Below are 13,545 nucleotides of genomic sequence, written 5' to 3'. Positions count from 1 at the left end.
GGAAGTCTGCTTTTTTTGAGTTTTAACGGTACCTTTTTTACGGTACCTGTGCGCCACACAACTCGGACACGATTCTGAATTGTGTCTGATTTCCGATTAACTTCCCCATCTGGCCGATTGCCGGCTCGATTTGGCCGATTCCCCCGCGCATTCGGCCGATTCCAGGCGCCATTTGGCCGATAACTCTCCCGATTTGGCCGATTCCTCCCCCCACCAACAAAAAAAGAGCGGTGCACAAGGCACCGCTCCCCATTCAGCCTATTCAGCTCGCTTTTCCTGCCCATGGCCATTGAATGCCCGGCTTCGTCAGCTTCCGGCCATACCGGTCGAACAGCTCGACGTTTTCAGACGAGGCTCCGTTGACGTAGCGGAGCTTCAGTACATTCTCTGCCCCGAAGATCCGGACCGGGTTCGTGCCGTCCACGACGACATCACCCTGCACCGTCCATTTCGTATCGATCGTGAGCCCTTTGTCCCCCGGCTTCAGGATGACCTGGTTGCTCGCAAATCCGAGGCCGCTCAAGATCGCATACTGGCCTGTCAGCGTGATGCCGTTCTTGACACGCGAGCGGTAGTCCATCGTGATTGAGGAACCTTTCGCGTCCACCGTCAGGCTCGGCTTCTTGTAGTTCAGCAGGAAATGGAACTTTGTGACTGGCACATAGCCCCACTCGAACGGCTCTTCAACACTTGCCGTCTTCAGCGCCAGCTGCACGAGGACCGGATCATGGTCGCTCGCACGGCCGGCCATGTCCGTGTAGTCCGCATTCACATGCAGCATGTCGATCTGCGCGTCATCCGCCAGATTGTTCGACACGAGCACATGGTCAAGCACTTGGGAATTCCCCTGGTAGACATACGAATACCGGTCCGCTTCGTCGACTTTATTGACCAGGTTCGTCATCCGCTCCCCTTCGAGGATACGGAGGGAATCCGTGAACTGGAAGTCGTTATAGTCCCCGACGGATACAATGTTCGCGTCCGGGTTCTTCGTTTTCACATCGTCGATGAAATCATAGACGATCTGCGCGATCTGCTTGCGCTGGATTTCACTCTTGTACACTGGCGGCTGGATCGCACCGAACAGCGGCGTGTCCCCGCCTTTCGAATTCCAGTGGTTTGCGATGACGATGACATCTTCGCCATCGAACGTGAACTCGGCAGCGAGCGGCTTGCGGCTGCTCTTGAATGCGCCATTCATAGGATCGATCCGTCCCGGGTTCAGCGTCAGGCCGCCATTCTCGTAGCCGACCGCTGAAACTGCATCCCCGTGAGGCGCTCCGTTTTTCAGCGAAACCCGCTCCGGATTGTACAGGAAGCCGACACGGATATTGGCGTTCGGCTGCCCGCCGTCCGCGTTGTTCACCGGATCGATGTTGACGTACTCATACTTCACGCCGCCTGCTTCCGTAATAGCCTGGATGAGGCGCTCGTAACTTTCGTTCGCTTCAGGCCCGCCGGCATCCGGTCCGTTGTTGTCCTGCACTTCCGTCACCCCGACAATGTCCGGGCTCTGCATGTCCACAGCGAACGCACGCGCCAGTTTGCGTGCTTTGTCGTCGGACGTCGTCTTTTTGTTGTTCGAGAAGTTCTCCAAGTTGTATGACGCAACCGTCAGTTTCGTCGGATCTTTCACGATCGTCGTCGTTTCCGGCACAGCCGGCCCTTTCACGAACTTGTCCTGCATCTCCTCCAAACCGACGAGGATCTTATAGTTCTGGTACGAATACCCGACCACCCCGGTGATCGGACCTTCGAACCGGTCGCCTGTCGCCACTTCAAAGTCACGCGCCGTCGTATTCGGCTCCAGACGGAATTGGATCAGGTCCGCATTCGGCTTGTCCTTCCGAAGCAGGACGCCGCCATTTTTCGTATCGGTCTTGCGGCTTTCCAGCACTGTCGCGAGGTCGCCGTTCTGCTGAGGAGCGACCGCTTTCACCGTGCCGACCTGGACGCGCATCGCTTCACGGCTCTCCCAGAAGTCGCCCGCGTATTTCGCCGGGTCGAATTCCTTCAGTCCTTCACTCAGGATGGCATCTTTCGGCAAGTTCGACTCATTGATGATGAACGGCTCCGGCAATGCCACGCCGCGCTCCAGCACATCGACCTTGCCGCCGCGGTCATTGCGGACGTTGATCTGCGTCGTCTTCAGATCGGTCTCCTGGCGGTCGGAAAAGCCGTCGATCGCATACTCGCTCACTTGCCCGCTGACCGAAACGTAATCGCCTTCCTTCAGGTTCCACGTATCTTTACCGCTGTACAGGACGATCGCTTCCGATGTATTCAAGTCGCCATCCCGCTGGTCATCCTTCGCCTGGATGTGATAATACGTCGACCCCTGGATCGCGTACTTGTAAGTAACTACACCTTTCACACCTTCGACGACTTGTCCGGCGAACGGCGATTCATGTCCCGGTCCCTGGATATCATGGATCTGGAGAGCATCGGTGATGAAGTAATCGAATGTCTGCACAGCGCTTGTGCGCCCGTCAGCTGTTTTCGCAACGGCTTTCAGCTGGACGCTGTCCGTGATTGCTAGCGGCTCCGCGTACGTCGCGCCGTTCTTCACAGGATCCGTCCCGTCCAATGTATACAGGATTTCCGCGCCGACTGTCCCTGTCGTCAGCGTGACATTCACACTGTCGATGAACGTGCCGCTGCCCGGGTCTGCCGCCACCGGCTGCACGACGGAGGCATCTTCGACGATGTCCGTCTTACCGCGCGGGATGACTTGGTAGATGTCGTCGAACTGCTGGACGATGCCGCTGATCGAGTCATACGTCATACCAGCCTGCAGGCCGAGTGTGTCGGTTTCATCGCGCACAGTGAATTCCGTCCCGTCCGTTGCAATGAAGTTCGCCCAGCCCGGTCCTGCTTCCTTGCCTGACAATGTGACATTATGGACCGTGACGAGACGGGATTCCGTATCTTCCCCGATTTCCGCGCCGGTGACGGTTTTCGCTTCAGGCACGGCCGAAGCTGATTTTGCGACAAGTTTCGCACCGTCCAGCTGCAGCAGGCCGCGGTAATCGACGAGTTTGCCGGTGACGGTCACTTCATCGCCGACTTCCGCTGCTAGACTGGTCGGACGGACAGCGATGCCGCCGGTTTCATCCTGGATTGAAATGGTGTTCTTCAGTTTGGCAGTGACGATTCCCGTGACAGTCGCTTCCTGCCCTGCTGGCATTGCGCGAGCATCTGCGATGGATAGGATGTCAGCCGGGACTTCCGGTTCTTCCGGGGCTATCTCGTCGGAAGCCGTCAGTTCGTGTGTGCCGAGATGCGAGAATGTGTCTTTCGGGTAGACCGTCCATTCTTTCGTCCGGTCGAATGGGCTGTCGATCGCCGATCTGCCTTTCAGGACTGTGGAGTTGCGGACGAGCGTGACGTCTGTTCCCCAATCCGCCCGTGCTCCCACCTGGCCGAACGAATCGATCGGCGTCTGGCCTTTCTTTAGGACGATGGCATCATCCCCATTGAAGTTCGTGACACTTCCTGTTTCCATATCGCCTTTCGCCTTCAGTTCCGCCCCTGCCTGGTTGTGTACGAGGACATAGGTTTTGCCGTGTTCGAGGGTGCCGGAGAGTTTCAGCGTGTTCGTCGGCTTTACTGCACCGTTCGCATACAGTTCAATCGAATAGTTCTCCAACTCAATTGCAGCACCAGTGCCGTTGTACAGCTCGATCGCCTTATTGTTGCTCGATCCTTCGACGTACTCTGAAATGAGCAGATCTGCCGCCAGCACAGCAGGCGCTTCTGCTGCGTGGGCAGGCATTGCCGGTACTGCCATTCCTGCGACCAGTGACGCTGCCATCAAAGAATTCAACCATTTCTTTCCCGTTCGACCGTGCATTCCCTCACACTCCTTAGTGGACTGAATCCGCTGCGGCTCACCATCCTGCCGAGAGAATTCTATTTTCAAAGTTATCGTACCATTGCGCCACCAGAGCGGCTATGCGCCTTTCCGGGAATATTTGGTGATTTCCTTTAGGCGGAATTGCATAGCCGGCCGCCTGTCAGTACAGGCAGTTCGGCATATAAAAACCAGCCCCCCTCCGGAGACTGGTTGTACGGTATTGTCTGATTCTTATGATTCAAGTGGCGGATAAACGACTGTCGAATCGTCCTCGATGATCGGCATCGCGCCCCACTTTCCGAGCTCGTGGGGGACGAGTTCTGCAGATCCGTCGCGCCGCGGCACGATATGGGTGACTGTCCAATCGTGCACGGCGAGCCAATTGCTGATCAGCAGCCGGTGGCACCTCGCCGGATGGCGTTCCGAGCAGCAATACGCCGTCTTCGTTCCCGCTGCGAGCTGCATCAGTTCATCGATGCCTTCCCGGAAACAATGCGACAGCGTATAATCCGCATAATTGTGGAAAGACTCGTTCTGCCATCCGTCATTCAACGCAGGCGAAATCAGCTGGGACGGCTGCCGTCTCCCGCCGAGCTGTTCCATATGCACATAACCGATCCCTGCAGCAGGCAGCCAATCCGCCATCCTTTCTTTAGAGAACCAGGGGAATTTCCGGCTGCCGGGAAATTTCCGCACGTCCACGAGCAGGCCGATATCCGCTTCCTTCAGCAGGCGGATGAATTCCTCTTCCGTATGGTTATAATGACCGATCGAGTAAATGTCCATTCCTTCTCACCCTAACATCCTTTTCCTTTACACGTGCCCTGAACGCATCCCGTTGAAACCTTCCCGTCTTTCCGGGATTGGGGCAGCGACTTGCTGTATGATGGAAAGGGTATTCCTCACAGCAGTTCATGAGTTGTTCACAATTACGTGTTATAAAACGGGAGGCCCTATTTTCCTTTACATACTGTTTTGTTTTCAAAGAGAAAAACTGGCAACTACTGATTTATTCGGAGGTGGGAAATTGAAGATAAAAAGCAATAACCGGTTCTGGCGGTGGCATTTCTTTGGAGCCCTGTTCATGGCGCCGCTGCTCATCACCCTGACATTGAGCGGAATCGGCTATCTGTTCTACACGAACGTCGAGAATGTCATCTACAAAGATCTCTTTTTCGGGAACAGTCCGGAAACGTATCAGCTGACGATCGACGAAGGGATCTCCCTCGTCAAGCACGAAAACAAAGGCTTCGAAGTCTCGAAGATCATGATAATGGACGAGCCGTACAACACGAGGCTTTCCCTCATTTCGGAAAACGGTGAAGAACGCTACGTCTTCCTCGATGAACACAACGAAATCGCCGGCGTCCAGAATCCGAAGTTCACGTATGCGAACATCTTACGGAATCTCCACAGCTCGCTGTTCGTCGGCGGGACTGTCGTCAATTACCTGGTGGAGCTGGCGGCCTGCTGGGCGATCTTCCTGCTCATCACGGGGATTTACATGACGATGAAGAGCAGGGCTCTCCATCGGCCGAAGAAACCGACCCGCCGCATCGGCCTGAAACGGAACCATGCGTGGATCGGCGTTGTCATCACCATCCCGATGATCATCCTCATCTTCACGGGACTGCCGTGGTCGGCGTTCATGGGCGATTTCATTTATTCCGCATCACAGAAACACCCTTCGATCGGAACGCCGCTGCTGCAGCAGCAGTCACCGACGTCGGATATGAGTGAAGTGCCGTGGGCGGTCCGGAAAGAAGAGCCGCCGACGTCCGGAACGGACAAAGCGGACAGCAAGCCCGACCCGCACGCCAATCACGGCGGTTCAGGTAAAATGCCCGGCATGGACATGGGCAATGACGGAATCCTCGTGGAAAAACTGCTGTGGAAAGCGAGGGACGCGGATATCGAAAAACCGTACTCCATCATCTATCCGTCTTCCACTGATGGTGTGTTCACCGTCTCGACAGCGAGCAACACGGGGGTAACCGGACTCGATGTCAGCCCTGCCGAGGAGATGACGGCCTATTTCGATCAGTACAGCGGCGACCTGATTTCGAAAGTCGGCTATGACGACTACGGGATTCTCGCGAAGTGGTTCACATGGGGCATCCCGCTCCACGAAGGCCATCTGTTCGGCTGGCCGAACAAGCTGCTGAACCTGGTCGTCTGCCTGGCCTTCCTGCTGCTGATCTTCCGCGGCTTCCAGATGTGGTTCGCCCGCAAACAGAAAGGGCACCTCTCCGCACCGCCGAAAGCGGATCGGCCGGTCACGATAGGATTTGCCGTATTACTCGTGATCCTCGGCGTCCTCATGCCGCTGTTCGGCCTGTCCGTCCTGCTGATCCTGATCATCGAAGGAATCCTGCATCTCACGCGAAAAAACAAGAAGCCGGCATCTGCCGGGAAATGAAAAACAGCCGCCGATCAGCATACTAGCTGACTGGCGGCTGTTTCACTTTGTCGCTCTACTGCCGGAAATTCATCAGGACTTTCCGCAGGCACCGACAAAAGCACTGAACAATTTCTTGGAATGGATATCTCCTGCACATGCTGTATTTTCCGGATGCCACTGGACGCCGATCACGAAGGTGTGGTCCTTGCTTTCGATCGCTTCAATGACACCGTCGTCCGCCGTACCGGTCACTTCGAGTGAATCCCCCGGAGACTTCACGCCCTGATGGTGGAACGAATTGACCTGGATCGTATCCGTGCCGAAGATGTCCGCAAGCCTGGACCCTTCCGCTACAGAGACTTTGTGGGATAGATGTTCCCGTCTTGCCCGCTGTGCATGCTGTTGGACCGGCCCGTCAATCTGATCATAGATGTCTTGGTAGAGCGTGCCGCCTTGGGCAACGTTCAGCACCTGATGCCCGCGACAGATGCCGAGCACCGGCTTATCCATTTGCAGGAACGCCTGGAGGAGACTGAGTTCATACGTGTCACGTCCCGGCGAGATTTCCCCAAGGTCCTTGTGAGGCTCTTCTCCGTAGAAGTGCGGATCCACGTCGAACCCGCCTGACAGCAGCAGGCCGTCCAGCCGATCCGCCACACTGCCAGTATCCGTTTCCTCGCCGAGCGGCAGCAGGACCGGTGTGCCGCCTGCGTCCAAGATCGATTGGATATACGCGTTATTCAGCATATGCAGATAGTCTAAATCGTTATGGCAAGTAATTCCGATGAATGGTTTCAACCTATGAATGCCCCCTACTTGTTCAGATTCCGGAACAGCTCAAGGAAGGCTTCCCCTTTTTCAGCGATCCGTGTTCCTCCCCTGCCGATGCGCGCATGGATCAGCTGTTCGTCCTGCATCGTTTCCAGGCGCACCCGCAGCTGCTGATCGGATAGACGGATGCCTCGCTCGAGCAGCCGGTCTTTCACCTTCGCCCTGCCCAGCTGTTCGAATGCGTCTTTCCCTTCCTTGTATATGGAGAGGATGACGAGGCTTTCATCCAGAAAACCGGTACGTTCAATCTTCTTCTGGATGGACTCGATTTCTTCCGGGTCCAATGTTATTGCTTGTGCGGCACGGAGCCCGACCGATGGATTCCCAGGCTGTCGGTCCCCGCTTGGGTGCTCCTCCTCTTTCGATTTCCGTTTTCCCGCAATCGTCACTTGCGATCTGAAATAGCGGTTCATCAGTACCGTGTCAGACATGGATGCATCCAACTGTGACGCAATTTGATCGATCGTCAAATAATCCAGCGTCCGCGGTCCGATATCGATGACGTTCGGAAATCCCGCCGGTACGAGTGCAATCTCGCCGGGCGTTACGATCCAGTCGATGTCTGACGGAACCGTATCTGCAGGATCATACACCCGGTAGCTGTGCTCGTAAAAAATCGTCTTCAGCGAAACTGCGGTTTCCTCACCATGCTCCACCGTGTCATTGATGATCAGGATCCGCTGGCTTCCCTGCAGTGCGGACAGTTTTTCCGCAGCGGCGATGTTGACTTCCCGATTGGCGACGATCACAACACATGTTTCCGGGATGAATGGAGACGTAATGCCTCTCAGCACTTCTTTTGACAACAGCACTAAATCCTCTTCGCTCACCGTTTCCATCGTCAATTGCTGCAACGTGATCGGCAGCAGCTCCAACTTATCACCAAATATATCAAATAGTTGATATGCTACGATGTCCAGATACTCTTTTTGAATGGAGATAATATGAAGTTTTTGCATGTCAGTTTTCCTCAAGCTCCTCGGCAAAGTGGCAGGCCACATAATGATTTGATTCGATTTCCCGGAATTCCGGTACTTTCAGTTTACACGTTTCCTGCGCGAACGGACAGCGGGTATGGAACGTGCAGCCTGACGGAGGATTCGCAGGGCTTGGTATGTCTCCTTTCAGGATGATCCGCTCCCTTTTGACAGTCGGGTCCGGAATCGGGACGGCACTCAATAATGCCTTCGTGTATGGGTGAAGCGGCTTCCCGAACAGCGCATCCCGGCTTGCCAGTTCCACAAGCCTTCCCAAATACATGACGCCGACCCGGTCGGATATATGCTCGACCACGCTCAGGTCATGGGCGATGAATACATAGGTGAGTCCGTATTCCTCCTGCAGATCTTTCATGAGGTTGAGGACCTGGGACTGGATGGAGACGTCGAGCGCAGAAACCGGCTCGTCGGCAATGATCAGTTTCGGGTTCACCGCGAGTGCGCGGGCGATACCGATCCTCTGACGCTGACCGCCGCTGAATTCGTGCGGATAGCGGTCGGCATGGTAGCGGCTGAGCCCGACGGTTTCGAGCAGTTCCGTCACCCGCTGGCTCCGGTTGTCTTTATTGAAATTGTGGACGATCAGCGGTTCCTCCAGTATTTCCTTGATGGTCAGCCTCGGGTTGAGCGACGCGTAAGGATCTTGGAAGACCATCTGGAACTCCTTCCGCAGAGGGCGGATCTGGTCATCCGTCATGTCGGTGATGTCCTGGCCTTCAAAGATCACTTTCCCCTCCGTAATGTCCAGCAGTTTCATGATCATCCGGCCGGTCGTGGACTTCCCGCAGCCGCTTTCTCCGACGATACTGAGCGTCTCCCCTCGGTTGACAGTGAAGGAGACCCCGTCCACCGCTTTGACAAACTCCTTTTTGCGGCTGAACAGCCTGGACGGCATCGGAAAATACTTTTTAACGTTCTGAACTTCCAACAAGGTCTGATTCATCTTGCGGCACCTCCTCATGCAGCCAGCAGCGTACGGAATGGTTGGTTGTCACTTTGTCGAAAGACGGCTCCTTCTCCCAGCAAATGTCCATCGCATGCGGACATCTTGGGGCGAACTTGCAGCCCATCGGCATGTGGGACGGAATCGGCACATTTCCTGGAATCGATTGCAGGCGGTCCACCCGCTCCCCGATTTTCGGGATGGATTCAAGCAGACCTTGAGTGTATGGATGCTTCGGATTCGTAAAGATAGAAACGACGTCGCTCTCTTCAACCGCCCTGCCACCATACATGACGACGACCCTGTCGCACATTTCAGCGACGACACCCAGGTCATGGGTGATGAGCAGTATCGCCGTATCCGTCGTCGTAGTGAGGCTTTTCATGAGTTCCAGTATTTGCGCCTGGATCGTGACGTCGAGCGCTGTCGTCGGTTCGTCTGCGATGAGCACTTTCGGATTGCACGCCATCGCCATCGCAATCATCACCCGCTGGCGCATACCTCCCGACAGCTGGTGGGGGAACTCATGGACGATTTTCTCCGGCCTCGAGATCCCGACAGCCTTGAGCATCTGGACAGAGCGTTCCCGTGCTGCCTTCTTCGAAGCTTTCATATGAAGAATGATCGATTCCTCCAGCTGGCGTCCGATCTTGTAAACCGGATTCAGGGAAGTCATCGGTTCCTGGAAGATCATTGCAATGTCATTTCCGCGGATCTTGCGCATTTCCCGTTCGCTCAGCGTGGTCAGGTCCGTGCCTTCGTAGAGGATTTCACCTCCGGCAATCTTGCCCGGCGTGTCTTTCAGCAGCCGCATGATCGACAAAGACGTAACACTTTTACCGCTGCCGGATTCGCCGACGATGCCGAGCGTCTCCCCTTTCCCCACTTCGAATGACACTCCATCCACTGCTTTGACTGTGCCCGAGTCACTCGTGAAGTGTGTCTGCAGATTCCTTACTTGCAGTACCTTTTCCTCCATCTGATTTCCCTCCTTTTTGCCGGGTCTTTACTCTTTGATTTTCGGGTCGAGCGCATCGCGCAGTCCGTCGCCGAGCAGGTTGAACGCCAGCACCGTCACGAATATGGCGATACCGGGGAAGATCGTGACATGCGGGGCGATGTTCAGATAATCGCGCCCTCCGCTCAGCATGGCCCCCCACTCAGGGGATGGCGGCTGTGCGCCAAGACCGAGGAAGCTTAAACTTGCAGCTGTCAAGATGGCAGACCCGATCCGCATCGTGAAGTAGACGATGATACTCGAAACGGTCCCGGGGAAAATGTGCTTCCAGATGATCCGCTTCGGCCTCGTGCCGATCGACTTGGTCGCTTCTATATAAAGCGTGGATTTTACGGCAAGCGTCGAACTGCGGACAATCCGGGCGAACATCGGCACACTGAATATGGCAACAGCTATGATGACGTTCCCGAGCCCCGGTCCGAGTATCGCGATGATCCCGATTGCAAGCAGGATACCCGGAAATGCAAGGAGGACGTCACACATCCGCATGATGAGCGAATCGATCCGTTTGCCATAGTACCCGGCAACAATCCCGAGGAACGTCCCTCCGATAGCGCCGAGGAGAACGGAAGTCAGTCCGACATATAGCGAAATCTGCGTCCCGGCCAGCACCCGGCTGAATATGTCCCGACCGTAGGCATCCGTTCCCGCCCAGTGTTTGGCTGAAGGGCCGGACAGGACGTTTTCATAGTCAGGTTCCGTAATATCATAAGGGGTGATGAACGGGCCGATGAAGGCCATCAGGATGAGGAAGACGACGAAAAAGAATGAGACGAACGCTAATTTCTGCTTCTTGAATTTCCTCCAGAACTCGGCAAAAGGAGTTTTGGAAGGGGTGTTTTCAAGTGTTTGCTGATAATATGCTTCTTTGTTGGATACCTTGAGATCTACCACGACGCACCCTCCTATTCATATCGGATTTGCGGATTCAGGATTCCGTAGAGCAGGTCCACCACTAAGTTGATGAGGATGAATTCCAGTGCAAAAATCAGCATCTCCCCTTGGATGACCGGGTAGTCCCGGTACGCTACCGAGTCGATCAGCAGTTTCCCGAGTCCCGGCCAGCTGAATACGGATTCGATGACAACAGAGCCGCCGAGCAGGAAGCCGAACTGCAGGCCGGTCATCGTCACGACAGGGATCATCGCATTGCGCAGTCCATGCCCCCACGTGATCCGCCGTTCGTTCAGTCCTTTCGAGCGGCCTGTTCGGATATAATCTTCCTTCAGGACGTCCATCAGCGAGGAACGCGTGAAACGTGCAACGACCGCAGCCACGCCGGTCCCTAATGTGAAGGCCGGGAGAATATAACTTTTCCAGGAATCCATCCCGCCGCTCGGCAGCCATCCGAGTGTCACAGCGAATAATTGGATGAGCATGAGGCCGAGCCAGAAGGAAGGCAGCGACAGTCCTGACACAGCGCCGAACATCCCGAGATAATCCTGCCATTTGTTCCGCTTCGTCGCAGAGATGACCCCGATCAGCAGCCCCGCAGCGACCGCCCACAGCATACTCCACACAGTGAGCCAGAACGTCGGCATGAACCGTTCGCCGATTTCATAGCTCACGGATCGGTTGGTCTTCAGTGAAGTCCCGAAATCCCCTCTGAACAGGTTTTTCATGTAGGTCACATATTGTTCGGTGATCGGTTTGTCGAGTCCCAGTTCTTTCCGCACCAGTTCCACGTCTTCGATCGTGGCATCTTCCCCTGCCACCAATCTCGCGGGATCTCCCGGTATCATATGTACGAAGAGGAAGATGAAGATCGAAACCAAAATAAGTATAGGGATGACTTGCAACAGCCGTTTTCCGAGAAATCGTAACATCCGTACCCCCCCTTTTAGATAAAGAAGGAGCGCTGAACTGCAGCGCTCCTGTATCCATGCTTACTCAATTTCCGCTTCAGAAACACTCAGTGAACCGTCCGGCAGCAAATAGACACCTTTCAAATAGTTCTTCTTGCCGGCCAGCGTATTATCCGCAGAAAGGAACACCCAAGGGGCATCATCCCAGATCAGTTTTTGCGCCTTCTCATAAGCATCGGCTCTCGCGTTTTCATCTGCTGTCTGCAGACCCGCACTGATCAATTTGTTCACTTCTTCGTTATCATAGTAGGATACGTTGTACGAGTTCGGCGGGAATGCTTCCTTGCCGCCTACGAGCGGACGGATCCCCCAGTCAGCATCTCCAGTGGACGGAGACCAGCCGCCGTAGTACAGCTCGAGTTCCGCATCTTCCGGGTTCTGGACAGACCAGATTTTGTCTGACAGCGTCCCCGACTCCATCGGCACGACTTCAACCGTAATACCGACAGCCGCGAGCTGCTGCTGAAGGAATTCCATCGCCTTCACGGTGCTGGAACTGTTCCCTCCCCACAGTTTCGCTTTCAGTCCTTCTTTGACGCCTGCTTCCTTCAAGAGCTCTTTCGCTTTTTCAAGATCAAACTCATACAGCTCCTGCTGGGAGTAGAACTGGACGTCCGGTGCGATGACCGAATCGAGTTTCTCCCCCTGGCCGTTCATGACGACTTTCAGGAATGCGTCTTTGTTGATGGCATAGTTGAGCGCCTGGCGTACTTTCACGTCATTGTATGGCTCTTTCATCGTGTTCATGGCCATGTAACGAACTACGATCGACGGCTCGCTGTCAACCTCGACGCCGTTTTTCCCATTGACGCCTTCGACTTGCTCAGTCGGCACCGGATAGATGAAGTCCGCTTCACCTGTCTGCAGCATTGCAATCCGCGAACCGTTCTCAGAGACCGGCTTGAAGGTGATCGCATCGACTTTCGGATACCCTTTCTTCCAGTAATCCGGGTTCTTCTCGATCTTCAGCCCTTCACTCGGCTTCCACTCGACGAACTTGAACGGACCTGTGCCGACCGGGTGTTTCCCGACATCTTTGCCGTACTCTTCAAGCGCTTTCGGACTGTGGATCAAGGCAGCAGGGTGGGCGAATGTGTTGATCATCGCGCCGAACGGTTCCGACAGCGTGAATTTCACTTCATAATCACTGAGGACTTCTGTCGACTGGATGAGCGCGAACAAACTGTGGCGTTTCAGCCCGCTGTCCGGATCCGCCAGCCGGTCAAAGTTCACTTTCACGGCCTCCGCATTGAACGGTGTCCCGTCATGGAACTTGACGCCTTCCCGGAGTTTGAATGTGAACTCCGTCGCGTCATCGCTTGCCTCATACTCCTCCGCCAGCAGCGGGACAACGTTCATCTTTTCGTCAAAGCCAAGAAGGCCTTCCATCATCGTTTTCTCCGCTGAGTTCGATAGTGTATCGTTCGTATCATGCGGGTCGAGCGTCGTGAAGTTATCCGCGACGGCGATGGTCAGGTCTTTGCCTTCTTTCACTGCTTTCTTGCCGTCCCCGCCTTTTTCTGCAGTGCTCCCTTCCTTACCCGAGTCGCTGCATCCTGCCAGCATGAGGACGAGCACCATTGCCAGCGCAGAAAGCCAACCTACTGTCTTTTTCATCTTCTTCTCCCCTTTT

General features: G+C 55.1%; 10 protein-coding genes. 1 reads left to right on the top strand and 9 read right to left on the bottom strand.

What is annotated here, in order from left to right; genetic code table 11:
* Nucleotides 1-262: 262 nt before the first annotated feature.
* The gene (locus NFU03_RS09195; RefSeq protein ID WP_251638071.1) at nucleotides 263-3,853 is read right to left on the bottom strand and encodes a lamin tail domain-containing protein; all 3,591 of its coding nucleotides are present in this window, start codon (nucleotides 3,851-3,853) and stop codon (nucleotides 263-265) included.
* A 234-nt stretch (nucleotides 3,854-4,087) separates the two neighbouring features.
* On the bottom strand, nucleotides 4,088-4,642 hold the full coding sequence (locus NFU03_RS09190) for a DUF488 domain-containing protein (protein ID WP_251638069.1): 555 nt from the start codon (nucleotides 4,640-4,642) through the stop codon (nucleotides 4,088-4,090).
* A gap of 241 nt (nucleotides 4,643-4,883) precedes the next feature.
* Between NFU03_RS09190 and NFU03_RS09185 the strand changes: the two genes are divergently transcribed.
* Nucleotides 4,884-6,275: a PepSY-associated TM helix domain-containing protein gene (locus NFU03_RS09185; RefSeq protein ID WP_251638067.1), complete on the top strand. Its 1,392-nt coding sequence runs from the start codon at nucleotides 4,884-4,886 to the stop codon at nucleotides 6,273-6,275.
* Nucleotides 6,276-6,347: 72 nt separating this feature from the next.
* Here NFU03_RS09185 and NFU03_RS09180 read toward each other — a convergent pair whose 3' ends face one another.
* From NFU03_RS09180 to NFU03_RS09150, 7 genes are read right to left on the bottom strand one after another with little or no spacing between them, the layout of a single operon-like run.
* The gene (locus NFU03_RS09180) at nucleotides 6,348-7,055 is read right to left on the bottom strand and encodes a gamma-glutamyl-gamma-aminobutyrate hydrolase family protein (protein ID WP_251638065.1); all 708 of its coding nucleotides are present in this window, start codon (nucleotides 7,053-7,055) and stop codon (nucleotides 6,348-6,350) included.
* 14 nt (nucleotides 7,056-7,069) lie between these two features.
* The gene (locus tag NFU03_RS09175) at nucleotides 7,070-8,047 is read right to left on the bottom strand and encodes a winged-helix domain-containing protein (protein ID WP_251638063.1); all 978 of its coding nucleotides are present in this window, start codon (nucleotides 8,045-8,047) and stop codon (nucleotides 7,070-7,072) included.
* A gap of 1 nt (nucleotide 8,048) precedes the next feature.
* Complete coding sequence (locus NFU03_RS09170) at nucleotides 8,049-9,029, bottom strand: ABC transporter ATP-binding protein (protein ID WP_251638061.1); 981 nt, start codon at nucleotides 9,027-9,029, stop codon at nucleotides 8,049-8,051.
* Nucleotides 8,995-10,008 (bottom strand): ABC transporter ATP-binding protein, encoded by a 1,014-nt coding sequence (locus tag NFU03_RS09165; RefSeq protein ID WP_251638059.1) that lies wholly within the window; start codon nucleotides 10,006-10,008, stop codon nucleotides 8,995-8,997. Before NFU03_RS09165 ends, NFU03_RS09170 begins: the two co-directional genes overlap by 35 nt.
* A 27-nt stretch (nucleotides 10,009-10,035) precedes the next feature.
* Nucleotides 10,036-10,941, bottom strand: a complete 906-nt coding sequence (locus NFU03_RS09160) for an ABC transporter permease subunit (RefSeq protein WP_251638057.1) — start codon at nucleotides 10,939-10,941, stop codon at nucleotides 10,036-10,038.
* Nucleotides 10,942-10,952: 11 nt separating this feature from the next.
* On the bottom strand, nucleotides 10,953-11,873 hold the full coding sequence (gene gsiC / locus NFU03_RS09155; protein ID WP_251638056.1) for a glutathione ABC transporter permease GsiC: 921 nt from the start codon (nucleotides 11,871-11,873) through the stop codon (nucleotides 10,953-10,955).
* A 60-nt stretch (nucleotides 11,874-11,933) separates the two neighbouring features.
* Nucleotides 11,934-13,529, bottom strand: coding sequence for a glutathione ABC transporter substrate-binding protein (locus NFU03_RS09150; protein ID WP_251638055.1), 1,596 nt, complete (start codon nucleotides 13,527-13,529; stop codon nucleotides 11,934-11,936).
* Between the last annotated feature and the right edge of the window lie 16 nt (nucleotides 13,530-13,545).

This window comes from Sporosarcina sp. NCCP-2716, assembly GCF_023707985.1.
Taxonomy (GTDB): Bacteria; Bacillota; Bacilli; order Bacillales_A; family Planococcaceae; genus Sporosarcina.
Note: the sequence above shows the minus strand (reverse complement) of the source record. Positions and strands in the feature narration are given on the sequence as shown.